Source organism: Streptococcus oralis (assembly GCF_002386345.1).
GTDB classification, from domain to species: Bacteria; Bacillota; Bacilli; order Lactobacillales; family Streptococcaceae; genus Streptococcus; species Streptococcus oralis_S.
Genome location: NZ_CP023507.1, coordinates 816,235 through 842,797, shown reverse-complemented (window position 1 = coordinate 842,797; position 26,563 = coordinate 816,235). Strand labels below are relative to the sequence as shown.

Annotated in this window: 28 protein-coding genes and 1 pseudogene; 14 read left to right on the top strand and 15 right to left on the bottom strand. The window is 38.9% G+C overall.

What is annotated here, in order from left to right:
* Positions 1 to 85 precede the first annotated feature (85 nt).
* From CO686_RS04220 to CO686_RS04190, 7 genes are all read left to right on the top strand, one after another.
* On the top strand, positions 86 to 1,045 hold the full coding sequence (locus tag CO686_RS04220; protein ID WP_096753549.1) for a ribose-phosphate diphosphokinase: 960 nt from the start codon (positions 86 to 88) through the stop codon (positions 1,043 to 1,045).
* Between the two features lie 9 nt (positions 1,046 to 1,054).
* Entirely contained in the window at positions 1,055 to 2,170 is a 1,116-nt protein-coding gene (locus CO686_RS04215; RefSeq protein ID WP_070800491.1) for a cysteine desulfurase family protein, read from the top strand.
* 4 nt (positions 2,171 to 2,174) lie between these two features.
* Positions 2,175 to 2,522: a DUF1831 domain-containing protein gene (locus tag CO686_RS04210; protein ID WP_045591263.1), complete on the top strand. Its 348-nt coding sequence runs from the start codon at positions 2,175 to 2,177 to the stop codon at positions 2,520 to 2,522.
* A 6-nt stretch (positions 2,523 to 2,528) separates the two neighbouring features.
* On the top strand, positions 2,529 to 2,744 hold the full coding sequence (locus CO686_RS04205; protein ID WP_000286091.1) for a DUF4649 family protein: 216 nt from the start codon (positions 2,529 to 2,531) through the stop codon (positions 2,742 to 2,744).
* Positions 2,745 to 2,826: 82 nt separating this feature from the next.
* Positions 2,827 to 3,468, top strand: coding sequence for a redox-sensing transcriptional repressor Rex (locus CO686_RS04200; RefSeq protein WP_000653409.1), 642 nt, complete (start codon positions 2,827 to 2,829; stop codon positions 3,466 to 3,468).
* 15 nt (positions 3,469 to 3,483) lie between these two features.
* Positions 3,484 to 4,173, top strand: a complete 690-nt coding sequence (locus tag CO686_RS04195) for a gamma-glutamyl-gamma-aminobutyrate hydrolase family protein (protein ID WP_000743311.1) — start codon at positions 3,484 to 3,486, stop codon at positions 4,171 to 4,173.
* Between the two features lie 24 nt (positions 4,174 to 4,197).
* Positions 4,198 to 4,686 carry a hypothetical protein gene (locus CO686_RS04190; RefSeq protein WP_001002326.1) on the top strand — a complete coding sequence of 163 codons (489 nt, stop codon included), beginning with the start codon at positions 4,198 to 4,200 and terminating at the stop codon, positions 4,684 to 4,686.
* 14 nt (positions 4,687 to 4,700) lie between these two features.
* Here the strand turns inward: CO686_RS04190 and radC are convergent, their stop codons facing one another.
* The 5 genes from radC to CO686_RS04165 all read right to left on the bottom strand — a co-directional run bounded on the left by radC (position 4,701) and on the right by CO686_RS04165 (position 12,379).
* On the bottom strand, positions 4,701 to 5,381 hold the full coding sequence (gene radC, locus CO686_RS04185; RefSeq protein WP_065371810.1) for a RadC family protein: 681 nt from the start codon (positions 5,379 to 5,381) through the stop codon (positions 4,701 to 4,703).
* Between the two features lie 42 nt (positions 5,382 to 5,423).
* Positions 5,424 to 7,715, bottom strand: a complete 2,292-nt coding sequence (gene pcrA / locus CO686_RS04180; RefSeq protein ID WP_065371811.1) for a DNA helicase PcrA — start codon at positions 7,713 to 7,715, stop codon at positions 5,424 to 5,426.
* Positions 7,716 to 7,900: 185 nt separating this feature from the next.
* Entirely contained in the window at positions 7,901 to 9,571 is a 1,671-nt protein-coding gene (locus CO686_RS04175) for a formate--tetrahydrofolate ligase (protein WP_049549934.1), read from the bottom strand.
* A 173-nt stretch (positions 9,572 to 9,744) separates the two neighbouring features.
* Complete coding sequence (locus CO686_RS04170; protein ID WP_049549935.1) at positions 9,745 to 11,220, bottom strand: hypothetical protein; 1,476 nt, start codon at positions 11,218 to 11,220, stop codon at positions 9,745 to 9,747.
* Positions 11,213 to 12,379, bottom strand: a complete 1,167-nt coding sequence (locus CO686_RS04165; protein WP_080979112.1) for a hypothetical protein — start codon at positions 12,377 to 12,379, stop codon at positions 11,213 to 11,215. Before CO686_RS04165 ends, CO686_RS04170 begins: the two co-directional genes overlap by 8 nt.
* Before the next feature lie 126 nt (positions 12,380 to 12,505).
* Here CO686_RS04165 and coaB point away from each other — a divergent pair, with 126 nt between their 5' ends.
* The 3 genes from coaB to CO686_RS04150 are packed head-to-tail and all read left to right on the top strand — an operon-like array spanning position 12,506 to position 14,305.
* Entirely contained in the window at positions 12,506 to 13,195 is a 690-nt protein-coding gene (gene coaB, locus CO686_RS04160) for a phosphopantothenate--cysteine ligase (RefSeq protein ID WP_049549946.1), read from the top strand.
* Between the two features lie 11 nt (positions 13,196 to 13,206).
* Positions 13,207 to 13,758 carry a phosphopantothenoylcysteine decarboxylase gene (coaC, locus tag CO686_RS04155; protein ID WP_009730209.1) on the top strand — a complete coding sequence of 184 codons (552 nt, stop codon included), beginning with the start codon at positions 13,207 to 13,209 and terminating at the stop codon, positions 13,756 to 13,758.
* Positions 13,742 to 14,305, top strand: a complete 564-nt coding sequence (locus CO686_RS04150) for an ECF transporter S component (protein WP_001042720.1) — start codon at positions 13,742 to 13,744, stop codon at positions 14,303 to 14,305. The genes coaC and CO686_RS04150 overlap by 17 nt, the downstream gene beginning before the upstream one ends.
* A 41-nt stretch (positions 14,306 to 14,346) precedes the next feature.
* Here CO686_RS04150 and CO686_RS04145 read toward each other — a convergent pair whose 3' ends face one another.
* A complete protein-coding gene (locus CO686_RS04145) occupies positions 14,347 to 14,706 on the bottom strand; it encodes a hypothetical protein (protein ID WP_096753548.1) in 360 nt (119 codons plus the stop codon).
* Between the two features lie 135 nt (positions 14,707 to 14,841).
* Between CO686_RS04145 and CO686_RS04140 the strand changes: the two genes are divergently transcribed.
* Positions 14,842 to 15,369, top strand: a complete 528-nt coding sequence (locus CO686_RS04140; RefSeq protein WP_000354640.1) for an ECF transporter S component — start codon at positions 14,842 to 14,844, stop codon at positions 15,367 to 15,369.
* Between the two features lie 11 nt (positions 15,370 to 15,380).
* Positions 15,381 to 15,896 (top strand): transcription repressor NadR, encoded by a 516-nt coding sequence (locus tag CO686_RS04135; protein ID WP_000159158.1) that lies wholly within the window; start codon positions 15,381 to 15,383, stop codon positions 15,894 to 15,896.
* On the opposite strand, the gene CO686_RS04130 is transcribed toward CO686_RS04135, so the two are convergent.
* The 9 genes and pseudogenes from CO686_RS04130 to uvrB all read right to left on the bottom strand — a co-directional run bounded on the left by CO686_RS04130 (position 15,893) and on the right by uvrB (position 23,474).
* Positions 15,893 to 16,360 (bottom strand): 8-oxo-dGTP diphosphatase, encoded by a 468-nt coding sequence (locus CO686_RS04130; RefSeq protein WP_049549938.1) that lies wholly within the window; start codon positions 16,358 to 16,360, stop codon positions 15,893 to 15,895. The two genes, CO686_RS04135 and CO686_RS04130, sit on opposite strands and share 4 nt — an antisense overlap.
* 25 nt (positions 16,361 to 16,385) lie before the next feature.
* Entirely contained in the window at positions 16,386 to 16,823 is a 438-nt protein-coding gene (locus CO686_RS04125; protein ID WP_049549939.1) for a hypothetical protein, read from the bottom strand.
* Positions 16,801 to 17,358: a hypothetical protein gene (locus CO686_RS04120; protein ID WP_049549940.1), complete on the bottom strand. Its 558-nt coding sequence runs from the start codon at positions 17,356 to 17,358 to the stop codon at positions 16,801 to 16,803. The genes CO686_RS04125 and CO686_RS04120 overlap by 23 nt, the downstream gene beginning before the upstream one ends.
* Before the next feature lie 1,069 nt (positions 17,359 to 18,427).
* Positions 18,428 to 18,949: a GNAT family N-acetyltransferase gene (locus CO686_RS04105; RefSeq protein WP_049549942.1), complete on the bottom strand. Its 522-nt coding sequence runs from the start codon at positions 18,947 to 18,949 to the stop codon at positions 18,428 to 18,430.
* Complete coding sequence (locus tag CO686_RS04100) at positions 18,915 to 19,478, bottom strand: GNAT family N-acetyltransferase (RefSeq protein ID WP_049549943.1); 564 nt, start codon at positions 19,476 to 19,478, stop codon at positions 18,915 to 18,917. The genes CO686_RS04105 and CO686_RS04100 overlap by 35 nt, the downstream gene beginning before the upstream one ends.
* Positions 19,479 to 19,486: 8 nt before the next feature.
* Positions 19,487 to 20,113, bottom strand: a complete 627-nt coding sequence (locus CO686_RS04095) for an NAD(P)H-dependent oxidoreductase (RefSeq protein WP_049549944.1) — start codon at positions 20,111 to 20,113, stop codon at positions 19,487 to 19,489.
* Positions 20,114 to 20,127: 14 nt separating this feature from the next.
* Positions 20,128 to 20,328, bottom strand: a pseudogene (locus CO686_RS04090) (UvrB/UvrC motif-containing protein); the annotation flags it as partial.
* Positions 20,329 to 20,407: 79 nt separating this feature from the next.
* Positions 20,408 to 21,445 (bottom strand): acyltransferase, encoded by a 1,038-nt coding sequence (locus tag CO686_RS04085; protein WP_000125532.1) that lies wholly within the window; start codon positions 21,443 to 21,445, stop codon positions 20,408 to 20,410.
* 40 nt (positions 21,446 to 21,485) lie between these two features.
* A complete protein-coding gene (gene uvrB / locus CO686_RS04080; protein WP_000610417.1) occupies positions 21,486 to 23,474 on the bottom strand; it encodes an excinuclease ABC subunit UvrB in 1,989 nt (662 codons plus the stop codon).
* 180 nt (positions 23,475 to 23,654) lie between these two features.
* Here uvrB and CO686_RS04075 point away from each other — a divergent pair, with 180 nt between their 5' ends.
* Complete coding sequence (locus tag CO686_RS04075) at positions 23,655 to 25,820, top strand: ABC transporter substrate-binding protein/permease (RefSeq protein ID WP_096753547.1); 2,166 nt, start codon at positions 23,655 to 23,657, stop codon at positions 25,818 to 25,820.
* Entirely contained in the window at positions 25,820 to 26,560 is a 741-nt protein-coding gene (locus CO686_RS04070; RefSeq protein WP_001096337.1) for an amino acid ABC transporter ATP-binding protein, read from the top strand. The genes CO686_RS04075 and CO686_RS04070 overlap by 1 nt, the downstream gene beginning before the upstream one ends.
* Positions 26,561 to 26,563 lie beyond the last annotated feature (3 nt).

Sequence of the window (26,563 nt, the reverse complement as noted above, 5' to 3'; positions counted from 1 at the left end):
GAAAAGATAAAAATAAAAGAATCTTGCTTTGAAAAACAGAACTTTCTCAAAGGAGATTCGCAAAGTTTACAGAGGACGGTCTATAATGTCAGATAGAAACAACATGAAACTTTTCACCCTAAACTCTAACCATGAAATCGCTCAAAAGATTGCGGATACAGTTGGTGTACCTCTCGGGAAGTTATCCTCTCGACAATTTTCTGACGGCGAAATCCAGGTCAACATTGAAGAAAGTGTCCGTGGTTACGATGTCTACATCATCCAGTCAACCAGCTACCCTGTTAGCAACCACTTGATGGAGTTGTTGATCATGGTTGATGCTTGTGTACGTGCAAGTGCTCATAGTATCAACGTTGTCCTTCCTTACTTTGGTTATGCGCGTCAGGATCGTATCGCTTCTTCTCGTGAACCCCTCACTTCGAAACTGGTTGCCAATATGCTTGTCAAAGCTGGTGTAAGCCGTGTTCTAACGCTGGACCTCCACGCTGTTCAAGTCCAAGGTTTCTTTGATATTCCTGTAGATAATCTTTATACTGTTCCTCTATTTGCTAAGCACTACTGTGATAAAGGACTTCTTGGCTCTGATGTTGTTGTTGTTAGTCCAAAGAACTCTGGTGTTAAACGTGCTCGTAGTTTGGCTGAATACCTTGATGCTCCTATCGCTATCATTGACTACGCCCAAGACGATTCTGATCGTAACGAAGGCTATATCATTGGGGATGTTGAAGGCAAGAAAGCTATCTTGATTGACGACATCCTAAATACTGGTCGTACTTTCTCTGAAGCAGCAAAAATCGTTGAACGCGAAGGGGCAACTGAAATCTATGCGGTATCTAGTCACGGTTTATTTGTTGAAGGTGCAGCAGACCTTCTAGACGCAACTAACATTAAAGAAATCCTTGTAACGGACTCTGTAGCAACCAAAGAAAGAACTCCAGAAAATGTATGTTACATTACTGCTAGCGAATTAATTGGTGATGCTATCGTCCGCATTCACGAAAGAAAACCAGTCAGCCCACTCTTTGCTTACAACAAAAAGAAATAAGGTGATTATTTGATTTATTTGGACAATGCTGCTACGACTCCTATGTCAGCAGTAGCTATTTCTGAAATGACCAAGGTCATGCAAGAAACTCATGGTAATCCTTCTAGTATTCATGGCCATGGTCGGCAGGCTGGCAAACTCTTGCGAGAGGCTCGTCAAGACTTAGCTCACTTACTAGGAACCAAACCTCAACATATCTTTTTTACGTCTGGTGGTACAGAAAGTAACAATACAGCCATTATTGGCTATTGTCTCCGTCATCAAAATCGTGGAAAACATATCATCACGACAGCTATTGAACACCATTCTGTGCTTGAAACTATCGATTATCTGGTTCAACATTTTGGTTTTGAAGCGACCATCATCCAACCAGTAAATCAAGAAATAACTGCTCAGCAAATTCAAGAAGCCTTACGTGACGATACCATTCTCGTTTCCACCATGTATGCTAATAATGAAACAGGAAGTCTCTTACCTATCGCTGAGATTGGACGTATTTTAAAAGATCATCCTTCTGCATATCATGTAGATGCTGTTCAAGCTATTGGGAAAATTCCTATCCATCCAGAGGAGTTAGGAATTGATTTCCTCAGTGCTTCTGCCCACAAATTCCATGGGCCAAAAGGAGTTGGCTTTCTTTATGCCTCTTCCGCGGACTTTGATTCCTACCTTCACGGTGGAGACCAAGAACTAAAGAAACGGGCTGGAACAGAAAATCTCGCTGCTATTGTAGGTATGGTCGTTGCTCTCAAAGAGGATTTAAATGACCAAGTTGAGCATTACCAAAAACTAAGCGCACTCAAAGCTACTTTTTTAGAAGAAATTGCTGATTTAGACTACTATCTCAATGAAAGCAACCACCAACTACCTTATGTTGTCAACATTGGCTTTCCTGGTCAAAAAAATGATTTGCTCTTACTACGGTTAGATCTTGAAGGAATTTCAATTTCTACCGGTTCGGCTTGTACTGCTGGTATTGTGCAAACCAGTCATGTGCTTGAAGCTTTTTATGGGCCCGATTCGCCTCGTTTGAAAGAATCTGTCCGTATCAGTCTCTCTCCTCTTAATACCGAAGAAGAACTGAAACAACTCGCACAAACCTTAAAAAATATTATTGGAGATTAATCTAATGGCATTCGAAAAAACCATTAAACTACAAAACTGCCGCTACGACTATACACTTAGCCCAACTGTCAAAAAGTTCACACTGAAAGATAATACTTTCTTTGAAACAAAAGTTGGAAACTTCGAACTGACTCGTTTGCTTGAGAAAGTGCCTAACAGCGGTGAAGGCTTCAACCTAAAAATCATCATCAATAAAGACCTTACAGGTGCTAAACTCAATATCACTGACAAGTCTGGTCTTCGTTTGGTCAATATCTTTAAATCAGAAGACCACCACATTCATCAAGAAAAATTCTACTTCCTCATGGACAGCCTTGTAGAACGCGGTATCTTCACTAAAGAAAAAAGATAATTGACTATGTATCGACTTACCTATCAAGATAACTATCACGTAGAACGTATACTTGAATATAAGGATTACGAAGAGCTCATGTTATCTCTATCTGGCTGTGTGACCCTACCTGATACTCTCCTAATCAGCTCCTTAACGCTGAATGATAAGGTGATTTATCAAGGATTGGTTGGCGATCTCTACCGTTTTCTATCACAAGCTCATTTTTCAGATAAAAACTAAGAAATTTCTTAGTTTTTTCTTGTTTTTGTTGATTTTTTCACAATGTTTCTATAAAATAGAAGAATAGAAAGGTTGTGATTTTGTGAAAGATAAACAGTCTGCTATTCCAAAAGCAACAGCAAAAAGACTCTCTCTTTACTACCGAATTTTCAAGCGATTTCATGCAGAAAAAATCGAACGTGCCAACTCCAAGCAAATTGCAGAGGCTATCGGTATCGATTCTGCGACCGTTCGTCGGGATTTTTCCTATTTTGGTGAACTAGGTCGTCGAGGTTTTGGTTACGATGTCAAAAAATTGATGAATTTTTTTGCTGACCTCCTAAATGATAACTCCATTACAAATGTTATGTTGGTTGGGATTGGAAATATGGGCCATGCCCTTCTCCACTACCGCTTCCATGAGCGTAACAAGATGAAAATTATCATGGCCTTTGACCTAGATGACCATCCAGAAGTTGGAAGCCAGACGCCTGATGGGATTCCAATCTATGGTATCTCTCAGATTAAAGAAAAAATCAAAGAAGCAGATGTCAAAACTGCTATCCTAACAGTTCCAAGTGTTAAATCACAAGAAGTTGCCAATCTTTTGGTTGATGCTGGTATAAAAGGTATTCTCAGCTTTTCCCCTGTTCACCTTCACCTCCCAAAAGATGTTGTCGTTCAGTATGTTGATTTGACAAGCGAACTCCAAACCCTCCTCTATTTTATGCGTAAAGAGGATTAGAAAGCGAAAGCATTTATGAAAAAACCAGTTATTGGGATTACAGGAAATGAAAAAGCTCATCCAGATGATGACATCATGATGAGCTATGCAGCAAAAGGCTTTGTTGAAGGAGTCAAGGACGCTGGCGGAATTCCAATCATCCTACCGATTGGTGATCAAGAAATGGCTGCCTATTACATCAGTATCATTGATAAGCTCATCCTAACGGGTGGGCAAAATGTTGATCCAAAATACTATGGTGAACCAAAGGCTATTGATAGTGATGACTACCATCTTCAAAGAGATATTTTTGAACTAGCACTTATCAAAGAAGCGATTAAGCAAAAGAAACCAATTTTCTCTGTTTGTCGGGGTACTCAACTTTTCAATGTCGCCATGGGAGGCACGCTACACCAAGATATCGAGGATCATTGGCAGGACTGTTCAGCCGAATACACTACCCAACGCCTCGTAACGGAACCTGATACGATTCTCCGAGAAATCTATGGAGAAATCTCTCATATCAACTCCTTCCACCACCAGAGCATTAAAGATCTAGCCTCAAATCTTAAGGTTGTAGCACATGATCCTAAAGATGGAATCATTGAGGCTGTGACAACTACGGACGGCTTTCCTTATCTTGGTGTCCAATGGCATCCAGAATTTCTATTTGAAAATCGCCCCAAAGATAAAACGCTATTTGACTATGTTGTTAATGAACTCTAGGACTTATAAATAGGTTATTAAATCATGAATGAAATTGAAATACCTTCTACTCATGAGATTTTGAGAGATATAGAAGCTAATGTTTTCATATCTTATAAGAAAAAGGAAGCTAATCTTTTCTTATCAAACAATGAAAAAGAAACAAGGGTTTGCTTTCATCTTTCTAATCTCTATAGACTTTTAACAGCGGAAAGTTACCAATCTTTTTCTAAGAATAAAGAGAATTTCGATAAACTATCTCAAAAAGAAAAAGAAAAACAGCTGAAAGAAATGTCTAAAAAGGCAAAACGATTTTGTAAAAAGGCAGATGCCAAACTAAAAAGTAAATTTCGTTCAAGTCTTTACTTTTACAGAGATATTCTCATTCATAAAAAAAGATATTATAAAATCGAAGATTTCAATTCGATTGTCAACTTTATCGTTCAAGAAAATTTACTTGTACCCACGATAAAACCTCTTCCTGTTATCAATATGGCAGAAGTAGATTCCTATGTTTTAAAAGTGATTGAGTAAGATCATGTGCAATCTTAAATCAAATCAGTCTTTTCACGGTAACTAAAGTAATCAGAGTGCGAGACAATCAAATGGTCCAAGAACACAATTCCCATCAGTTCGCAGGCTTCCTTGACTAGTTTAGTGACATGGTCATCGTTTCGACTAGGAGATACAGCGCCGGATGGATGATTGTGAACGAGAATCACGGAAGTTGCCATATGCTTCAAAGCATAGTGAAGAATTTCCCGTGGTTCAGCAATGCTGCGTGTCGCAGATCCGATAAAAATAGTTTGCTGATGAATGATTTGATTTTGAGTATTGAGATAGAGCGCCACTAGGTGCTCTTGTTTTTTGTCGCCAAGCTCCTGTTGCATTTTCTTGGCTAGCTTTTGACTACTGAGAATACTTTCCATCTCAAGGGTTTCATGTTTGTGAATACGATGCCCCAGTTCAATTACTGCTTGTAGTTCAATGGCCTTAATCCGTCCAATACCAGACAGACTCTGCAATTCCTGCAGGGTCATTTTTTTCAAATCAGTTAGACTGGTCAAACTGTTCAAGACTTTCTGGGAAATTTCAAAAACATTGGCCTGACGCGTTCCCGTTCTGAGCAAAATAGCTAACAACTCTTGATTGCTCAGCGCCTCTACTCCTTCTTTAACTAGTCTTTCTCTAGGCAAGAGTGAATCTTCTTGGAATGAAATACTGTACATAAAAATCCTCCTCACTTTATTATTCGTGAGAAGGATGAAAAATTAGATTTTTTTCTCAATTGGGGCTACACTGGCTAGGAGTTTTTTCAGCCCTACATCTGGGAAATTGATTTTTAGTTCCTGAGTATCACCGCTACCAGAGACTTCCAGAACAGTACCCTTGCCCCATTTCTTGTGAAGTGCAATATCTCCAATAGACCAGTTAGTATCGCTTGAATCTTTTTTATTTCCGGCTGTAAACTGTCCAAATGGAAGGCCACTTGACTGGATAGAGCTTGGTGCAGCCTTGCGTTTTCGTTCTTGAAGGGCCTGAGCTAAGCTCATACCTTGACCGAAAGCAATCCCACCACTGCTATAAGAAGCCTTAAAGCTAGTATTCGCTGGTCGAGCCAAGCCTTGATAGTCAAGTAAGTCTGAACTAATTTCGTTAATGAAACGAGTCGGACGATTGTAGTTGGTACGCCCAAAAAGCAAGCGTGAGTTGGCATTGGTCAGATAGAGGATTTTCTCCGCGCGCGTGATACCTACATAGGCCAAACGGCGTTCCTCTTCCAGTTCATCCGGATCTTCTGCTGCACGACTAAGTGGAAAGACATTTTCCTCCATCCCAATGATAAAGACAACTGGGAATTCAAGTCCCTTAGCTGCATGGAGTGTCATCAAAGTTACCTCAGATGTCTCCTGGCTTCCCGAATCCGTGTCTGCAATCAAAGCCAAGTCATTCAAGAAACGACTGAGTTTATCTAAACCTGTTTCCTCTTCCTGACTATCAGGATTGTCATCAAAGTTCTTGGTAACAGATAGGAACTCTTCAATATTTTCAACCCGCGCCTTGCTTTCCAAGGTCGCTTGGGCATTAAGAATTTCCACATAACCTGTTTTTTCAAGAACCGCTTCAACTAACTCTGTGATGGTTAATTGATCCAGTTGTTCCCGCAAATCCAAAATCATATTGGCAAAATCCCAGATAGACTGGGCTGCCTTACCTTTGATGCCTGACAACATAATATTGGCTGAAGCGTCTAGCATAGACATATCTTGCATATTCGCAAAGTCGCGAATTTTCTCAACGGTTCCTGGGCCGATTCCGCGTTTAGGTTCGTTAATAATGCGCTCAAAACTGATATTGTCACTCAGATTGGCAATGAGATTAAGGTAGGCTATAATATCACGGATTTCCTTACGGCTGTAGAACTTGGTCCCGCCGACCATAGTATAAGGAATATTGGACTTTAGGAGGGCCTCCTCAATAGTACGGGATTGTGCATTAGTCCGATAAAGAACCGCAAAATCCTTGTGGAGGAAGTTTTGAGTTCGACCAAGTTCATCAATGGTTTTGGCTACAAAAACAGCCTCATCCTGTTCGTCATTTGCACGATAGTAAATAATCTGCTCACCATCAGCATTCTGGGTCCAGAGATTTTTGGGGCGGCGATTTTGATTGTTTTTGATGACGTCATTGGCTGCTTGGAGAATGGTTTTTGTTGAACGATAATTTTCTTCTAGCAAAACGACCTTGGCGTTAGGGTAATCTTTCTCAAAATCCAAGATATTCTGCATATCAGCCCCACGCCAACCGTAGATAGACTGGTCCGCATCACCGACAACGCAGATATTTTTAAAGCGTGAAGCCAAGAGTTTGACCAATTGATACTGGGCATGGTTGGTATCTTGGTACTCATCAACATGAATGTACTGGAACTTCTGCTGATAGTAGGTCAAGACGTCAGGATTTTGATCAAAGAGACGGAGGGTCAGCATAATCAAATCATCAAAGTCAACGGACTCAGACTGACGAAGCTCCTTTTGATAAGCTGTATAACACTGAGCTACGATTTGCGTGTACATATCACCAGCCTGGGCAGCATAAGCCACATCATCAATCAAGTCATTCTTAGCATTGGAAATAGTCCCCAAAATTGTTCGTTCATTCCATTTTTTAGGGTCCAAGTTTAATTGCTTGAGGATTCGTTTCATGAGGGTACGCTGTTCACCAGGATCTACAATAGTGAAATTACGATTGTAGCCGATATGATCCGCATCCCGACGCAGAATACGAACACACATGGAGTGAAAAGTCGCAATCAGGCAATCCTGGGTTGCTGGATTAAGACCATAAGCACGCTCCTTCATCTCACGTGCTGCCTTATTGGTAAAGGTAATGGCCAAGATATTCCAAGGATTGACCATCTTTTCATCAATCAAGTAGGCGATTCTGTGAGTTAAAACACGAGTCTTCCCAGAACCAGCCCCCGCCATGATTAACAAGGGGCCTTCTGTCGTTTGCACCGCCTCAGCTTGACGGTCATTCATTCCATTCAATAATGCGTTCATTTTCTCTTCCTTATTCTTGAAGTCAATGTTTCTATTATATCAGAAATCAGAGAAAATATCTTTAGCTAGACTGATTGCGTCTAGAAAGTAACTCTATTATATCAGCTGACGACAAGGCCTCATATCTAGACAAGAAAATGAGCTTGGAAATCTTTTCCAAACTCATTTAAATCAATTGCAATTTACTAGAACAAACCTAGAACGGTCCCGTCACTTTCAACATCCATATTAAGAGCGGCTGGACGTTTTGGAAGTCCTGGCATGGTCATGACATCACCAGTTAGGGCAACGATGAAGCCTGCACCTAATTTTGGTACCAATTCACGAATGGTAATTTCAAAGTTTTCTGGTGCTCCAAGTGCATTTGGATTATCAGAGAAACTGTACTGAGTTTTCGCCATACAGATTGGCAATTTGTCCCAACCGTTTTGAACGATTTGGGCAATTTGCGTTTGAGCTTTCTTCTCAAAGTTCACTTTGCTACCACGGTAGATTTCAGTAACAATCTTTTCAATCTTTTCTTGGACAGAAAGGTCATTGTCATAAAGACGTGTGTAGTTAGCTGGATTTTCTGAGATTGTATTGACAAGTGTTTCGGCAAGTGCTACGCCTCCTTCTGCGCCATCAGCCCAGACACTAGCCAACTCAACTGGCACATTGATAGAAGCACAAAGTTCCTTCAAGGCTGCGATTTCAGCCTCTGTATCAGAAACAAATTCATTAATCGCAACAACTGCTGGAATACCAAACTTACGGATGTTCTCAACGTGGCGTTTCAAGTTATCAAAACCTGAACGAACTGCTTCTACATTTTCCTCTGTCAAAGCGTCCTTAGCTACACCACCATTCATCTTAAGGGCACGAAGGGTTGCGACGATGACTACTGCATCTGGAGAAGTTGGCAAGTTTGGTGTCTTAATGTCAAGGAATTTCTCAGCACCAAGGTCTGCACCAAAACCAGCTTCAGTAACAGTATAATCAGCCAAGCGAAGGGCTGTGCTTGTTGCCAAAACTGAGTTGCATCCATGAGCGATATTGGCAAATGGACCACCATGTACAAAGGCAGGTGTACCGTAAATTGTCTGAACCAAGTTTGGCTTAATAGCATCTTTCAAAATCAATGCTAAAGCACCCTCAACCTGTAAATCACCTACAGAAACAGGTGTACGATCATAGCGATAACCGATAACGATATTCGCCAAACGGCGTTTCAAGTCCTCAATGTCCGTTGCCAAGCAAAGAATGGCCATAATTTCAGAAGCGACGGTAATATCGAAACCATCCTCACGTGGAATACCATTTAGAGGACCACCAAGGCCAACAGTCACATGACGAAGAGCACGGTCATTCAAGTCCACAACACGTTTCCAGAGGATACGACGTTGGTCAATACCCAACTCATTCCCTTGGTGCAAGTGGTTGTCAATCATAGCAGAAAGAGCATTGTTAGCAGTTGTAATGGCATGCATATCCCCGGTAAAGTGAAGGTTGATGTCCTCCATTGGCAACACTTGGGCATAACCACCACCGGCTGCACCACCCTTAATCCCCATGACTGGGCCAAGAGACGGTTCGCGAATAGCAATCATGGTTTTCTTACCAATCTTGTTCAAGGCGTCTGCCAGACCAATGGTAATAGTTGATTTCCCTTCACCTGCTGGTGTTGGATTGATGGCAGTAACCAAGATCAATTTCCCAACTGGATTGCTCTCAACTGCACGAATTTTATCAAAGCTGAGCTTAGCCTTGTACTTCCCGTACAATTCCAAATCGTCGTAAGAAATACCAAGTTTCTCAACAACATCAACGATTGGCTTTAACTCAATGCTCTGTGCGATTTCAATATCTGTTTTCATTCAAAACTCCTCTAACCTCTAATATGATAACTCATTATAACACAAAAAAAGATTTTTAACACCCATCTTGCTTGCTAATGTTCGTAAATATCAATATTTCAAGGGATATAATAGCGATTTTTAAAATTTTATATGCTTTTATAGTTTTAGACTATAAAGAATCTGAAAATAATCTAGTCTAGAAAATAATTATCAATTTCAGACAAATCGTGGAGAATTTTATTATCTTCAATTTCTAAACTTTCTGCCATCTCAATAGAGTACTCAAACCTAAGTTTAGTATTTATTGACAAATCAAACGAATATGCTTGTATTTCACCCAATTTTTTATACTTTTCTATGATTTCGTTGTAAATGACAAGATAATTTTCGTCTAAAGTTTTTATGTAACTATTCAGATTTTCCCTGTAATCTTGAATTATTTTTTGTTCTCTTTCATTTAATATTCCCTTACCTATCTCCCAAATTATTGAAGAGGATATTGAACCTACTACAGAACCTAGAACAGGTATTGGAATCATGATCTGACCAACACAAGCACCAATTGTAGCAAAGGAAGAATCTATTACATTTAATGTCAAGAGATTCATAAATTCATCTTGAGTTATTTCAGAAGATCTGAATCTCAAAACAACATCTATCATCCCATAAGTAGCCATAACTAAAGCACTGGCATTTGGAGCGCTAATACCCAAAATATTTGTTAATCCGTAAATGGAATAACCAGATATTGCCCCCTTTACAACTCCTTCAGCTGTGTCCAATCCACAATCTAACCAATCTGATTGTTCGAATTCAAAGATACTTTTTCCTTCTTTGTATTTTCCATACACAGTCGACATTAATGCTAAACCACCTTGTAAAAAAGCTGCGTTTCTTGCAACCTTGTTAGCTTCTTTTAAATTTGGTAATGCATGTTTTTGGGCCACTAATCTTTTTTTATTTAATTCTTGTTGTTTCAGTTTGACTGTTTTATAAATATTTTTCTGTTCAGAATCCAATAGAGAGTTAATTGAATTCTTTTGAGCGTCTTTATAATCTAGAGCAGAGGATTTCATCCAAGATTTGTATGAAGTAAGTCCCTTGCTTTCAGTGATATCATTAATCATTTGGCGTATATCCGTAATTTGTTTAATGGATAATCTCTTACCATTAAATTCAACTTCTTTTGCTCCAGCCATTATTTTTTCAAATACTTGAACGTGATCTTTTGGAAACATCATTTTCATTTTTGAACTGTAATGAAACGATTGAGCTAGTTCATCACGTAAATTATTATAAAACTTCATTTGAATAGTATTTCTAGCAATTAATAAATCTGCAGGTCCATTATCATTCAATACTTTTACAATAGGATTTAATCCTTCAATAGCTCTCCTCGCATTTACAATCCCTGCTTCTGCAAATTCAGCGATAAAGCCGTGACCACCATAATCTCCTCCACGCTTCTTTAGAATAACGTCTTCAATATTGTCTCTCGTATAGTTTAAAATCCTTGAGGCATTCTCCTTGTTTAATATGACTCTGCGTGCTTCATCCTCTATGATTTTCATAGCATTATGTAAATCTTGAATTCTCAAGTTATTTAAACAATTGACATATGCACCAATACCTTGGTTAAAAGCTTGATTAAAAATCTGGTTACTCATTTATTCTAATTTCCTTATTTACCATAGCAGTCAATGATAGAGTTGAATTCACTAAAGCACCTGCTTGATATTTTTCGTCATCAGTAAATAAGCTATAGTCCATTCCAGTTAAAGATAAATTGGCTAAATAAATTCCTTCTGTTTGTTTTTCAGTTAGTTCTATTAATTCCGTAACTTCTACTACTTTTTCTTTAAGTTGTCTAGCCAACAATTCTACCTTTTTCTGTTCCTCTATAGCCTCTTTTGCAACTTCTTCATTTTTCCTATTAGCTACTACACCAGCGCCAACAGAAGCGGTCAACATAGCGCCTGCAATTCCCCAACCGACAGGACCAGCCAATGCTAAAAATGCATTACCGGCTGCCACTCCACCGCCACCAGCTGCTACACTTCCACCACCTAACCAAGCCAGAGCGGCGCTATTTGCTGCAGCACCTGTCAAACTTGAAATTGCAGTACCTGTTGATGCAACACCAAATGTAGTTGCAACACCCATAGCGGCAGTAGGCCCTAAAGTTGCAACTGTTACTCCTAATGCGCTAAGTGAAGCCGTAGCCGCTGTGCTACCACTTGCTAATTCAGCTTCCTTAATTGACTGTGAAATAGCAATTTGCTTATCTTCAAAATTCTGAATTTCAACATCAATTGCTTCTAATTTTGTTTCAAACTCTTTTGGTTTATTTGCTAGTTTGTTAATTCTTTCTTCAACAATTTTTACAACTTTGATAGCTTTATCCCTAACCTGATAAAGCTCTATTGATTTATTAGCCAAGCTATCAGCTTCCTCATTATAACAACTAATAGCTTCATTATATCCATCAACAGCTTCTTGTCTTAGTTTAGAATTAAAAAGGTCTACCGATTCAATTTGTTCTTTTGTATTATTCGCTATTTTCCCAGCTTCGTTAAATGTTTCAGAAGTCACATTTGTTATCTGATGTGCTACATCTTCGGCAACTCCAACAGCTTTCACTGAGACATCTGAGACAACATTACCAACTTGGCTTGATACTTCACCTATAGTTTTTACAGATTCAGTAATAACTTCTCCAGTAAATTTACTCGCTTCATTTAAGGCTTCGCTAGTAGCAGAACCGACATCGTTCAATACTTTACCAGCTTCTTTTGCAATATTGTCTGCAAATTTAAAAAAATCCATAATAATATCCCTTTTAATTTACTTAGATTCATTATCTTATTTATTACTATGAATGTCAATGATAATATATTTTTCTTTTAAATGCTTTCATTTTACTTACTGTTTATTTTTGTGTACAATAGTGCTATGAAAATTTTAGTCACATCGGGCGGTACCAGTGAAGCTATTGATAGTGTCCGCTCTATTACTAACCATTCTACAGGTCGCTTGGGGAAAATCATCACAGAAACCTTGCTTGCTGCGGGGCATGAAGTTTGTTTGATAACGACAAAACGAGCTTTAAAGCCAGAAGCTCATCCCAACCTAAGCATTCGAGAAATTGATAATACCAACGACCTTCTAATTGTGATGCAAAAACTTGTTAAGGAATATCAGGTCTTAATCCACTCAATGGCTGTGTCTGACTACACTCCTGTTTATATGACGGGACTTGAGGAAGTTCAGGCTAGCTCTAATTTAGAAGAATTTTTAAGCAAGCAGAATCATCAGACTAAGATTTCTTCAACTGATGAAGTTCAGGTTTTGTTCCTTAAAAAGACTCCAAAAATCATCTCTCTAGTCAAAGACTGGAATCCTTCTATCCATCTGATTGGTTTCAAACTGTTGGTTGATGTTACTGAGGATCATCTTATTGAAGTTGCTAGACAGAGTCTTATCAAGAACCAAGCAGACTTGATCATTGCAAATGACCTGACTCAAATTTCAGCAGATCAGCATCGCGCAATCTTTGTTGAGAATGATCATCTTCAAACTGTTCAAACCAAAGAGGAAATTGCAGAACTCCTCCTTGAAAAAATTCAAACCTATCATTCATAGAAAGGAAAGCCATGGCAAATATTCTCATTGCAGTGACAGGTTCCATTGCCTCCTATAAATCAGCTGACCTGGTCAGTTCTTTGAAAAAACAAGGCCATCATGTCACTGTCTTAATGACCGAGGCAGCGAGAGAGTTTATCCAGCCTTTGACACTACAGGTACTCTCACAGAATCCAGTTCACCTTGATGTCATGAAGGAACCCTATCCTGATCAAGTCAATCATATCGAACTAGGTAAAAGAACTGATCTTTTTATCGTTGTCCCTGCTACTGCTAATACCATTGCCAAACTTGCGCACGGTTTTGCGGATAACATGGTGACAAGCACAGCGCTTGCCCTACCAAGTCACATCCCTAAACTCTTAGCGCCAGCCATGAATACAAAAATGTATGACCATCCGGCAACCCAGGCTAATCTAAAAACATTAGAGACCTATGGTTATCAGATTATCTCTCCAAAGGAATCTCTACTAGCCTGTGGCGATCACGGCAAAGGCGCCCTAGCTGACCTGAATACTATATTAGAAAGAATAAAGGAAACCCTCGATGAACAAACGCTCTAACATTGCCCCAATTGCTATCTTTTTTGCAGTTATGCTCGTTATCCACTTTTTGAGCTCTCTCCTATTTAATCTTTTCCCATTTCCAATTAAACCAACTATCGTTCATATTCCAGTAATCATTGCTAGTATCATTTACGGCCCACGAGTTGGTGTTACACTTGGTTTCTTGATGGGACTGCTAAGCTTAACGGTAAACACGATTACCATCCTTCCAACCAGCTACCTCTTCTCACCATTCGTACCGAACGGAAACATCTATTCTGCGATTATTGCTATTGTCCCTCGCATTTTGATCGGTCTGACACCTTACTTGGTATATAAACTGATGAAAAATAAAACTGGGCTAATCCTAGCTGGTGCCCTTGGTTCCCTTACCAACACCGTCTTTGTCCTTGGGGGAATCTTCTTCCTTTTTGGAAATGTCTTCGACGGCAATATCCAAAAACTCCTAGCAACCGTTATTTCTACAAACTCAATTGCCGAGCTTGTCATTTCTGCTGTTCTAACAGTAGCAATTGTCCCACGTTTACAAACCTTGAAGAAATAAAAAATCAACTCCACTTTCATCCTGAAGGTGGAGTTTAGCATTTAAAACATAAGAAACATCAATAGAATATGAAAGCCAAAGCGCAGGAGCTGATACGAAAGAGGGGTAGGTTGCTGGCTTTTCTGGCTATCCAAGTATAGGGTTAGTGATAGAAAAACCAAACCAAATGCAATCACCAATCTGACGAAATAAGCAATTTCGAGTATTGCTGCCATCAAAAGAAAACCTAATAAAGGAAGGCTAAAAAGTGAAACAGCCAGGCCACTTGCTAATAGAGAGAGTAGCGAAAGGACCAATAAACTATAAACTAGGAAACGAGTCCAACCTGAGACTACTTTCCCTTCACTTTTCTGTTTTGACATCATCACGATTACCACGACTAGGTAAACAAAAAGTATCATCACAATTTCTCCTCAGTTCCTATTATTCTTTACCACATTTTAACCAAATTTTCCTGAAAAATCAATAATACTTCTTGACTTGATTGGTGATTTATTGTACTATACTTGTGTATATACAGATAAATGGAGGTTCTTATGGATATACGGAAAAAAACGCAGTTTATGACTATGACTGCCCTACTCACTGCAATAGCGATTTTGATTCCAATCATTATGCCTTTTAAAATCGTTATCCCACCGGCTTCTTACACCTTGGGAAGTCATATCCCCATCTTTATCGCCATGTTTCTTTCGCCTTTGATGGCTGCTTTTGTGATTATTGCTTCTAGTCTCGGTTTCCTGATGGCAGGCTACCCTATGGTTATTGTCCTACGCGCCTTTTCTCACATCGTTTTTGGTACTTTGGGGGCTTTGTACTTAAAGAAATTCCCTGAAACCTTGGATAAACCAAAGGCATCTTGGATTTTTAACTTTGTTTTGGGTGTTGTTCATGCTATCGCTGAAGTAATAGCTTGTATCATCTTTTATGCTACTTCAGGGACAAATGTTGAAAATATGTTTTATGTTCTCTTTGTCCTAGTTGGTTTTGGCACAATCATCCATAGTATGGTAGACTATACATTAGCACTAGCTGTCTATAAAGTGCTTCGAAAACGTCGCTAAAAGGAAAAACTATGACAAAGGATCGCAAACAAGCTCTTCTCAAACTGTTAAAAGAGGCGCCAAAAGCTCTCAATGGTCAAACCTTGGCTGAACACTTTCATGTTACGCGCCAAGTCATTGTACAGGACATCGCTATTCTCCGAGCAGATGGAGCTCCTATCCTATCCACCAATCGTGGCTATATCTACAAAGAAAATGATGCCAGCCCCTACGTGCACAAACTCTTTAAAGTGAAACATGAACTGGAAGAAATCGGTCAGGAACTTCTAGCTATTGTAGATAATGGCGGACGCGTTCAAAATATCTTAATCGATCATCCCGTTTATGGCGAAATTGAAACCCTACTCAAACTCACCTGCCGCCGAGATGTCCAGCACTTTCTGGAACAAGTCGAGAATTCAGACTTTAGACCCCTTTCTGAATTGACAGATGGCATTCATTACCACCTTGTTGAAGCCGAAACGCAACAAGACCTCCACTATATCGAGGAGGCCTTGGATCAGTTAGGTTATTTAGTAAAAGACTAGAAAATTTCTTTCTCCCAGCCGTCCTCTGTGCGGTGGCGATAGAAGAACTCAGACTTGTCAGGTGCTTCCATCATTTCCATCAAAGGCAACATATCATAGGCCAGATCCAAGTTTGGAATCTGGTCTTTTTGCACCCAAGATACTTCTCCTTCTTCTGAAGATTGGAGATTTCCAGTAAACTCTGTCGCTTTATAGCAAACAACGATGTAGCGCCCACCTGTATCTAAGGGCCAGTTTTTAATGCCGACTAGTTGTGGATTCTGAATGGTTAGACCTGTTTCTTCATAAATCTCACGAATGACAGACTCGGCAAAGGCCTCGCCGTTCTCAACATGACCTCCTGGAAAGGCATAGCCAGACCAGCGATTGTTTTCAGGAGAGCGATATTGCATTAGGACTTTACCTCGCGCCTTATCTTCGACAAGGCAGATGTTTGTTAGGATTGTTTTTTGGGAACGTGACATGGATTCACTCACTTTCTATTTGTTATTATTCATCTCGATATTTTACTTCTGACTTCATGATAAAGGGATTGATCAATTCATGATGGTCATAAGTAGTACGGGCCAAAAAACCTCTAGCAATGATGATTTCCTTATCTTCTATGCGATAGTCTATATTGATAGGGACGGCTGGATCCGAGATAACTGATAAAACAAAGAATGCTGCAAACCAAAGGTAAAATGTCACCAATCCACTAAATATTTGAAAAATAAGGTGATACCATTTAGCATCTCTTGTTCTATAAAAGATTCTCCAAGGATGGATTAGGAAGGTCAAACAAAGAATGAAAAACCAACTATTCCACAAAATCGGCGTAAAAGATAGTCCAAAAACCAGCAACACCAAATGAAGAACCACAAAGGTCAGCAAAGCCAAATAAAGTGTCTTAAACGAAATTAACTTAGTTAGATTTTCTTTTGTCATAATTTTTCCTCTTTTTATCATTATATTTCAAAATCACCATCAATATCGCTGGAATGATGAAAAAGATTAGATAGGTAGCAATTGGAAGCCAGATGTACCGATAATCGACAGATAATAGGGAAGGAATTTTTTTAACATTTCTCCCTTTCACCCCAACAAGTAAGTGGAGAAGAAAAATAGGTCCGTTTATGAATAGAAAAGTTTTTAAAAATCCGTTTACTGAAGCCTTATTGCTAAAACCATCTCTAAAAATACCTTGATAGAGTGTGTGCACCAAAAAGACAAAATTCATAATAATTGGCAAGACATAGGATAGTTCTTGATATGGTTTCGGGATAAGTGACGTCCCGAACAACACATACATGATACCAAAAATAGAAAATAATATTATACCACCATCCATAAAAGAAGCAAGCTTTGAATGTCTTTCCAGCCACAATTGGACCTGAGCTATCAAAGAATACTTTTTATGGATTTTTCTCATTTTTCTGTTCTGTTGTTTGACCTTCTTTTGTCTCTTAATCTTTCGTTCCATTTACGTCTCCTTCTTCGTTTTTCTATCCGTATAATCAAAAGCAGAATGCCCAGCCCCAAGAAAAAGAAAAAGAGATAACTTACAATAGGAAACCAGACATAGGCTGGATCCATAGAAATTAGGGGAGGGGAATTCGTTGACTTGCGACGTCCTAGCCAGTTCAGACCTACCAAGAGATGAAAAGGAAAAAGAGAACCATTGAAACCGATAAATATCCATGAAAAGTAACGCCATTTCTGAAGTTTATCACTACTAAAACGAAGGACAAGGATATAAGTTGATACGATCAGAAGGATAAGATTGAAGCTTAAGGGGGAAAGATAATTTAAGTTTGGGAATGGAGAACTAATGAAAGAGACGGCGAGAAATGATACAAACATAGATCCAAATAACACACTCGTATCCAAGAGTTGACCAATCTTTCGATGCCTTTCTAACCAAAGAGAAAACCTCTTAGTCCAAGAAGACTTTTCTTTTGTCTTGTACTTCATTTGTCTACTCATCTTCATTTTCATCTACTCCTTTTTTGAACCTTTAGAGAGAAAGAAGATTGCCAAAGTTAACATCAAGACTAGAAGGTAGACGACAATAGGGAACCAGATATAGGATGACTCCAGTGAAAACAAAGGTGAGAGAACGACTCTTCCTCTTTTTCTCACGCCAATCAGTTGAAAAATGAAGCTAAGGATATTGATATAAATAAAGGGTTCACAAAATCTTTTAAGGGTCCTTTCTTTTTTAGTTTTCACTGACAAAAAGAGAGCATAGAACCTATTCCCCAAGATAAAAAGATTCAATTGCAAGGGAAATAAGAGCTCTCTATACCGAAAATCAGCTGGAATGCTTTTGTTTTGTGATGTTGTAAATTCTATAACTAGGAACAAGATGATGTAAAAGACAATATCAAGCATAAATTTGATAAATCGATGCCCTTGTAACCAAAAACGAACAGAATCTAAGCCTGATGATTTTTTATAATTCTTCTCTTTCAATTTCATAATAACTTCTTTCCATAAAAAATATATTCTAAAACATGATTGTTTGTTCATTGAGTCATCTGAAAACAAAATCACAATTCTACCAGTATTTGACTCTCAGATTTTGATGATTTCTTACGTACCATTCTAATTTCAGTGATAGGTTTTCCAAGGTCAAGTATTTTTTCTTGCCCATCAAAAGTAAAACCCATTTTTTGATAGAAAGCAATCGCTCGCTTATTCTCATTTAATACCCATAAAAATATTTCAGAGAACTGTTCAAGAGTCGTCAGAGCTTCCTTCATTAACTTCTGAGCAATACCTTTTCCATAATAGTCTTTTAAAACATATAAGGCAATGATTTCGCCAGCTTGAATAGTCTCATCACGAAAGTTTCCATAACTGATAAAACCAACTACTTTCATATCATCTATGGCAATCAATGTATTTTCTGGATATTTTTGACTAAAGAATCGACATCTTTCTAATGTCATTGTCTCCTGAAATTCTGCAGGCAAAAGATCGTCATAAGCCTCACGCCATGTCTGCCAATGAACTCGGGATTTCCCTTCTATCTCCTCAGGAGTTTCCATTTGTTTGATAGTTAGGTTCATTTATTTTACCCCATTCTTCTCTCAAAACACCATATTTAATACTATCAAAATATTTGCCTTGGTAATAACGAACTTTTGGAATATGAGCTTCTTTTTTCATTCTTAATTTTTCAGCCAATTTCATCATACCAAAATTTCCTGACCAAGTTGTCAAACCAAGATGCTCCAACTCCAAGTAATCCTGAAATGTCTGATCTATCCACTGTAGCATAGCAGCTTTTCCAATTCCAGAGTTCCAAAATTTCTTGTCATAAATACAAATTCCCAATTCCATCCATCTTGTTTGTTTACATACCCAGTAGCGCGAAACAGTCCCAACTAGTTTATCATCAACAAAAATACCAAGGCGATTTGAGTTGTTTAGAGCGGATTCTGATTTTTGTAGTTTAAATTCTTGAAAATTAGGAAAATGCTGATAATCGTCATAATAGGGAGCATCATACTGCTTCCAAATTGGATCAGATTGTGAATAAGCAATTTCCCACAAAGACAACAGATCTTCTTCTATTAGTTTTCTTAAATAAACCATACTATTTCCTAATCCAACGCCTTGACTTCCTCAGCTACTTTTTGTAGATACTTTTCTCTTGTTGAACTTGTATTCACCTCACGCCCTAACTCACCCAAAATTGAAACTTTCTTTGTTTTAATACCGCAGTGATTTAGGACAGCATTCTTTAATACTGATATTCCATAACTGTCTGGGATACTGATAGGACCTGAGAATGCTTTGTACCACCATGTTGGTGCCATGGATGTTGCGTAAATACTGGCTGATTTTCCTTTTAGTAACTTTTTAAACTGCTGACCTCTTAAGTAATTCCAAATAAAACTTCCTTGATTATTGGCAGAGTACGCAATTCCTGGCGTGAAAACACGATCAATCCAACCCTTCAATAAGCTAGGCATACTACTCCACCAAATTGGATAAACAAAAATGAAATGATCTGCCCACTGGATTAATTCCTGAGAGCGAAGTATGAAAGAGTCCTCTTCCATACGTTTTCGATAACCATAACGTAATACAGGATCAAAATCTATCTCATTTAGGTTAATAGATTCAAGCTCATGATGATTTGAGTCAATATTTTCTACAATCGTTCGAAAAATTTCTTGACAGAAACTTTCCTTGTCAGGATGTCCATTGATGACTAAAATTTTCATTCATTCTCTCCTATCTAATCCAACGCCTTGACTTCCAACATCATATCGCGTATCTGAGCAGCCAACTCGAAATCAAGCACTTCGACGGCTTCTTGTATTTGTTTTTCGAGTTTTTTGACGAGTTCTTTGCGTTCTTGTTTGTTGAGGCTATTGATATCGACTTCCTTGTCCTCTTCCTTAGCTACTGATTTAGTCACGGCAATTAAGTCACGGATAAGTTCAGTAAACCTTAAGTTCTCAGTGAAGTGTATATTTTAATGCCTCTTGCTCCTATTTTAATAAGACAATAAAGTTTTAAGTCTGTTTAAGATTTTTAACACTCTTTATTAAAGTAAGAATATACGCCATTAATTTATTTCTAAAATACTCAATCATAGCGCCAGAAAAGAACAGGGCCAGTGTCATAACTAGAATCATAATGACAAAAATGGGAAATTCTTGTTCTTCAACTAAAGTATGGATGGTTGGTATAATTCTTCTAAAAATAAGAGGATGTACATGAAACAGATAAACCCCCAAAGTTAGTGGAGATATTAAAAGAACTATTCTCTTAAAAGTTAAGGGAATATCTTTAATATTCAAGAAGAGTAAAAATATTGCTATTCCTTGCAGTGTAACCGTAGGAGAAATATAACTTCTCCACTGTTCAAAACCAAGCCAGCACAATATAAAAGTTAAACTAGTTAGAAATAAAATGAATCCACTAACATTACGTATTTGAAAACGACTTTCGTAATTTGATTTTCTAATTATTGCTCCTATAGTGTACAAAAGAATCATCCATAATACACTATATCCACCCCACAAGCCCAGAATATCTTGTTTAAATACTGTAGGTATGACAGAAAAGTATATAAATGCTCCACTAACAATTGGAAGCAATTGTTCTTTTTTCAATGTCAACACTGCTTGATTCAAAAATGGTGCTATTAAGACTAAACCAAAATAGCAACTCATATACCAATACTGTCCATGACTTATTGGAGTTAAAGCTGAAAACCAATCACTTAAGTTAACAGATGTTTTTGAAAAAATAGCAAATACAAAAGTAATTGAAATAGTATAGAAAATAATCTGTACCCAAAAACTAAATATTTTTTTATAACTAAATTGTGAATAAAGACCGACATACCCACTGATTAAAATATAAATATTTACAGCTGAATATGAGAAAGCTTCTAAAAAATTGGCAAAAATATAGTAAAGATCTTTTTGACTATCAACTTTCTCCAAAATTCCTCCCATACCCAAAACATGTAAGTTGCAAATCATCAACATAGCGAAAATTCTACAACATTCAATGCCTATGTGTTTAGTTTTTTTTGCTGTCATATTATGTCTTTCTATATATTTCTATTTCTTTATAATTTTTTCAGTTTAACGCCTTCACTTCCAGCATCATATCGCGGATCTGAGCAGCCAGTTCAAAGTCAAGCACTTCGACGGCTTCTTGCATTTGTTTTTCGAGTTTCTTGACGAGTTCCTTACGTTCTTGTTTGTTGAGGCTATTGATATCGACTTCCTTGTCCTCTTCCTTAGCAACTGCCTTAGTTACAGCAATCAGGTCACGGATTTCTTTCTTGATTGTCTGAGGTACGATACCATGCTCTTCATTATAAGACATCTGGATTTTCCGACGACGAGCCGTTTCATCAATAGCACGTTGCATAGACTGGGTCACCGTGTCTGCATACATGATGACATGCCCTTCGCTATTGCGAGCAGCACGTCCAATGGTCTGAATCAATCCACGTTCGTTACGAAGGAAACCTTCCTTGTCAGCATCTAGAATAGCAACCAAGCTTACCTCAGGAACGTCAATCCCTTCGCGGAGCAGATTGATTCCGACCAAAACATCAAAAACACCCAAACGTAGGTCACGGATAATCTCCGTCCGCTCCAAGGTTTTGATATCCGAGTGCATATACTTGACCTTGATGCCCATTTCTTTGAAGTAGTCGGTCAAGTCTTCTGCCATCTTCTTGGTCAAGGTTGTGATAAAGGTTCGTTCATTCTTTTCAACACGGGCATTGATTTCACCTAGGAGGTCATCAATCTGTCCCATAGTTGGACGGACTTCCACTTCAGGATCCAAGAGCCCTGTTGGACGAATGATTTGCTCGATCACTGTCTCGGTCTGTTCATTTTCATAGTCACCTGGTGTCGCTGAAACGTATACAATCTGATGCACATGACTCTCAAACTCCTCCCGACGGAGAGGACGATTATCTAAGGCAGACGGCAAACGGAAACCATAATTGACCAACATTTCCTTACGAGAACGGTCTCCATTGTACATGCCCTTTATTTGCCCCATAGTCATGTGACTTTCATCAATCATAATCAAGAAATCATCTGGGAAGAAGTCAAGAAGCGTATAAGGAGGCTCTCCTTCGCTACGACCATCCATGTGGCGGGAGTAGTTTTCGACACCGTTGGTATAACCCATCTCACGCAGCATTTCGATATCGTACTCTGTCCGCTGTTTCAAACGCTGAGCTTCTAGCAGTTTGCCTTCCTTTTCAAAGACAGCCAACTGCTCCTCCAACTCTGCCTGAATTTTCACAATCGCAACTTCCATGTGGTCGTCATTGGTCACAAAGTGAGTGGCAGGGAAAATCGCCAAATGATCCACTTCACCCAATACCTGACCTGTCAAAGCCTCAACCTCACGGATACGGTCAATCTCATCACCGAAAAACTCTACTCGAAAAGCGTGTTCATCACGAGAAGCTGGGAAAATCTCCACCACATCCCCGCGAACGCGAAATCTTCCCCGTTGGAAATCAATATCATTGCGTTCAAACTGAATATCAACCAAGTCATTCAAGAGTTTATCACGAGAAATCTCCAGACCTGGACGAAGACTAACAACACTATCAGAATATTCCTTGGGCGAACCCAAACCATAGATACAAGAGACAGAAGCTACGACGATGACATCGTTACGCTCCAGAAGAGCTGAAGTCGCTGAGTGTCGAAGCTTGTCAATCTCATCATTGACCGAGCTATCCTTCTCAATATAGGTATCGCTCGAAGGGACATAGGCCTCTGGTTGATAATAATCATAGTAGGATACGAAGTACTCGACTGCATTTTCAGGGAAAAATTCCTTGAACTCTCCATAGAGCTGCCCAGCTAGCGTTTTGTTATGGGCAATGACCAAAGTTGGTTTATTAACTTTGGAAATGACCTGACTCATGGTATAGGTCTTCCCTGTACCCGTCGCCCCCATCAAAATTTGGGCCTTCTCTCCACCTTCGATATTGTCAACCAACTGCTCAATCGCTTGGGGTTGATCTCCTGAAGGTTGGTATTTTGATACTAGTTTAAATTTATTATCTGTAATTCTATTAATCATGATTGCCTCATCTGCATTTTTCTATCCTTCTATTTTACCATAAATTTACTTTTCAGACTCTACTCTAGGTTGATAAGAGTGAGTATTTCATGTTACATTTCCTTACATAAAATCCATAAAATTTGCCTTTTCATTCATTTTCTGATATAATGGGAAAATATTCGGAAAAGGAGACTAAAAATGAAGAAAAAAATACTAGCATGTTTGCTCATTTTATTTCCCATTTTCTCACTAGGTATGGCAAAAGCTGATACTGTTAAGATTGTGTCTGATACAGCTTACGCACCTTTTGAGTTTAAAGATTCAGATCAAACCTATAAAGGGATTGATGTTGATATTATCAATAAAGTCGCAGAAATCAAAGGATGGAACATCCAAATGTCTTATCCCGGCTTTGACGCAGCTGTAAATGCAGTGCAGTCAGGTCAAGCAGATGCTATTATGGCAGGTATGACAAAAACAAAAGAACGCGAAAATGTCTTTACCATGTCTGATACCTATTATGATACAAAAGTTGTCATTGCTACCACAAAGGCAAATAAAATCACCAAATATGAGGAACTTAGCGGGAAAACAGTTGGAGTTAAGAACGGAACTGCCACTCAACGTTTCCTCGAAAGTATCAAAGATAAATACGGTTTCTCTATCAAAACCTTTGATACAGGTGATTTGATGAATAACAGTCTAAGTGCTGGTGCTGTGAACGCCATCATGGATGATAAACCTGTTATTGAGTATGCGATTAACCAAGGACAAGATCTCAGCATCAATATGGATGGCGAGGCTGTTGGAAGCTTTGCTTTTGGTGTCAAGAAAGGGAGCAAGTATGAACACTTGGTTACCGAGTTTAACGAAGCCCTAGCACAAATGAAGAAGGATGGTAGCTTGGAGCAAATCATCCAAAAGTGGACGGCTTCTAAAACTACGGCAAGCCCAACAATAACTACTGCTGCTGGACAAAAAGCTACTCCTGTGAAAAGCAAGTATATTATTGCCAGCGACTCATCTTTCGCCCCATTCGTCTTTCAAAATTCAAGCAATCAATACACCGGTATTGATATGGATCTTATCAAGGCCATTGCCAAAGATCAAGGTTTTGAAATTGAGATTACCAATCCAGGATTTGATGCAGCCATTAGTGCTGTTCAAGCTGGACAAGCAGATGGTATCATTGCTGGTATGTCTGTAACAGATGCTCGTAAGGAAACCTTCGACTTCTCAGAATCATACTACACAGCAAATACGATTCTCGGTGTGAAAGAATCAAGCACAATTGCTTCTTATGAAGACCTCAAGGATAAAACTGTCGGTGTTAAAAACGGAACTGCTTCTCAAACGTTCCTTACTGAAAATCAAAGCAAATACGGCTATAAGATTAAAACTTTCGCAGATGGCGCTTCTATGTATGACAGTCTGAATACTGGATCTATTGATGCCGTGATGGATGATGAGCCAGTTCTCAAATATTCTATCAGCCAAGGGCAAAAATTGAAAACGCCAATCGCTGGAACTCCAATCGGTGAAACAGCCTTTGCGGTTAAAAAAGGAACAAATCCAGAATTGATCCAGATGTTCAATAATGGACTTGCGAACCTCAAAGCTAACGGTGAATTCCAAAAGATTCTTGACAAGTATCTAGCTAGCGAAACTTCAACTGACTCTACAAGTACAGTTGACGAAACTACTATCTGGGGCTTGCTTCAAAACAACTACAAACAACTCCTTAGTGGACTTGGAATCACTCTTGCTCTAGCTCTTATCTCATTTGCAATTGCCATTGTCATCGGGATTATCTTTGGTATGTTTAGCGTTAGCCCATACAAATCACTTCGTCTGATCTCTGAGATTTTCGTTGACGTTATCCGTGGTATCCCATTGATGATTCTTGCAGCCTTCATCTTCTGGGGTATTCCAAACTTCATCGAGTCCATTACAGGCCAACAAAGTCCAATCAATGACTTTGTAGCTGGTACTATCGCCCTCTCACTCAATGCAGCTGCTTATATCGCTGAAATTGTTCGTGGTGGGATCCAAGCTGTTCCAGTTGGCCAAATGGAGGCCAGCCGCAGTCTTGGTATCTCTTACGGAAAAACCATGCGTAAGATTATCTTGCCACAAGCAACTAAATTGATGTTGCCAAACTTTGTCAACCAATTCGTTATCGCTCTCAAAGATACAACCATCGTGTCTGCTATCGGTTTGGTGGAACTTTTCCAAACTGGTAAGATCATCATCGCCCGTAACTACCAAAGTTTCAAGATGTATGCAATCCTTGCTATCTTCTATCTTGTAATTATCACGCTTTTGACTAGACTAGCGAAACGCTTAGAAAAGAGGATTCGTTAATGGCAAAACTAAAAATTGATGTAAATGATTTGCATAAGTATTATGGAAAAAACGAAGTTTTAAAAGGCATTACTACTAAGTTCTATGAAGGAGATGTTGTCTGTATCATCGGTCCTTCCGGTTCTGGTAAATCCACATTCCTCCGTAGCCTTAACCTTCTTGAGGAGGTAACGAGTGGCCACATCACAGTAAATGGTTATGATCTGACTGAAAAATCAACCAATGTCGACCATGTTCGTGAAAACGTGGGAATGGTCTTCCAACATTTCAACCTCTTCCCTCACATGTCAGTCCTAGAAAATATCACTTTTGCACCTATTGAACACAAACGAATGACCAAAGAAGAAGCTGAGAAATTGGGGATGGAGTTGCTGGAGAAAGTCGGTCTTGCAGACAAAGCTAATGCTAACCCAGATAGCCTATCAGGTGGTCAAAAACAGCGTGTAGCTATCGCTCGTGGACTTGCCATGAATCCTGATATCATGCTCTTTGATGAGCCAACTTCCGCTCTGGACCCTGAAATGGTTGGAGATGTACTGAATGTTATGAAGGAATTGGCGGAACAAGGCATGACCATGATCATCGTAACCCATGAGATGGGATTTGCTCGTCAGGTGGCTAACCGTGTTATCTTTACGGCTGATGGTGAATTTTTAGAAGATGGAACTCCAGATCAAATCTTCGATAACCCGCAACACCCTCGTCTAAAAGAGTTCTTGGACAAGGTCTTAAATGTATAAAAC

Bases quoted from the DNA above. Each gene is read 5' to 3' on its own strand.
- CO686_RS04195 (WP_000743311.1), top strand. From the start codon at position 3,484: ATGAAAAAACCAGTTATTGGGATTACAGGAAATGAAAAAGCTCATCCA.
- CO686_RS04100 (WP_049549943.1), bottom strand. From the start codon at position 19,478: ATGGTTTATTTAAGAAAACTAATAGAAGAAGATCTGTTGTCTTTGTGG.
- CO686_RS04085 (WP_000125532.1), bottom strand. From the start codon at position 21,445: ATGACAGCAAAAAAAACTAAACACATAGGCATTGAATGTTGTAGAATT.
- uvrB (WP_000610417.1), bottom strand. From the start codon at position 23,474: ATGATTAATAGAATTACAGATAATAAATTTAAACTAGTATCAAAATAC.
- CO686_RS04105 (WP_049549942.1), bottom strand. From the start codon at position 18,949: ATGAACCTAACTATCAAACAAATGGAAACTCCTGAGGAGATAGAAGGG.
- CO686_RS04220 (WP_096753549.1), top strand. From the start codon at position 86: ATGTCAGATAGAAACAACATGAAACTTTTCACCCTAAACTCTAACCAT.
- coaC (WP_009730209.1), top strand. From the start codon at position 13,207: ATGGCAAATATTCTCATTGCAGTGACAGGTTCCATTGCCTCCTATAAA.
- CO686_RS04130 (WP_049549938.1), bottom strand. From the start codon at position 16,360: ATGTCACGTTCCCAAAAAACAATCCTAACAAACATCTGCCTTGTCGAA.
- CO686_RS04170 (WP_049549935.1), bottom strand. From the start codon at position 11,220: ATGAGTAACCAGATTTTTAATCAAGCTTTTAACCAAGGTATTGGTGCA.
- CO686_RS04145 (WP_096753548.1), bottom strand. From the start codon at position 14,706: ATGATACTTTTTGTTTACCTAGTCGTGGTAATCGTGATGATGTCAAAA.
- CO686_RS04165 (WP_080979112.1), bottom strand. From the start codon at position 12,379: ATGGATTTTTTTAAATTTGCAGACAATATTGCAAAAGAAGCTGGTAAA.
- CO686_RS04125 (WP_049549939.1), bottom strand. From the start codon at position 16,823: ATGACAAAAGAAAATCTAACTAAGTTAATTTCGTTTAAGACACTTTAT.
- CO686_RS04135 (WP_000159158.1), top strand. From the start codon at position 15,381: ATGACAAAGGATCGCAAACAAGCTCTTCTCAAACTGTTAAAAGAGGCG.
- CO686_RS04210 (WP_045591263.1), top strand. From the start codon at position 2,175: ATGGCATTCGAAAAAACCATTAAACTACAAAACTGCCGCTACGACTAT.
- CO686_RS04075 (WP_096753547.1), top strand. From the start codon at position 23,655: ATGAAGAAAAAAATACTAGCATGTTTGCTCATTTTATTTCCCATTTTC.
- CO686_RS04150 (WP_001042720.1), top strand. From the start codon at position 13,742: ATGAACAAACGCTCTAACATTGCCCCAATTGCTATCTTTTTTGCAGTT.
- CO686_RS04070 (WP_001096337.1), top strand. From the start codon at position 25,820: ATGGCAAAACTAAAAATTGATGTAAATGATTTGCATAAGTATTATGGA.
- radC (WP_065371810.1), bottom strand. From the start codon at position 5,381: ATGTACAGTATTTCATTCCAAGAAGATTCACTCTTGCCTAGAGAAAGA.
- CO686_RS04205 (WP_000286091.1), top strand. From the start codon at position 2,529: ATGTATCGACTTACCTATCAAGATAACTATCACGTAGAACGTATACTT.
- CO686_RS04095 (WP_049549944.1), bottom strand. From the start codon at position 20,113: ATGAAAATTTTAGTCATCAATGGACATCCTGACAAGGAAAGTTTCTGT.
- CO686_RS04175 (WP_049549934.1), bottom strand. From the start codon at position 9,571: ATGAAAACAGATATTGAAATCGCACAGAGCATTGAGTTAAAGCCAATC.
- coaB (WP_049549946.1), top strand. From the start codon at position 12,506: ATGAAAATTTTAGTCACATCGGGCGGTACCAGTGAAGCTATTGATAGT.
- CO686_RS04190 (WP_001002326.1), top strand. From the start codon at position 4,198: ATGAATGAAATTGAAATACCTTCTACTCATGAGATTTTGAGAGATATA.
- CO686_RS04140 (WP_000354640.1), top strand. From the start codon at position 14,842: ATGGATATACGGAAAAAAACGCAGTTTATGACTATGACTGCCCTACTC.
- pcrA (WP_065371811.1), bottom strand. From the start codon at position 7,715: ATGAACGCATTATTGAATGGAATGAATGACCGTCAAGCTGAGGCGGTG.
- CO686_RS04120 (WP_049549940.1), bottom strand. From the start codon at position 17,358: ATGGAACGAAAGATTAAGAGACAAAAGAAGGTCAAACAACAGAACAGA.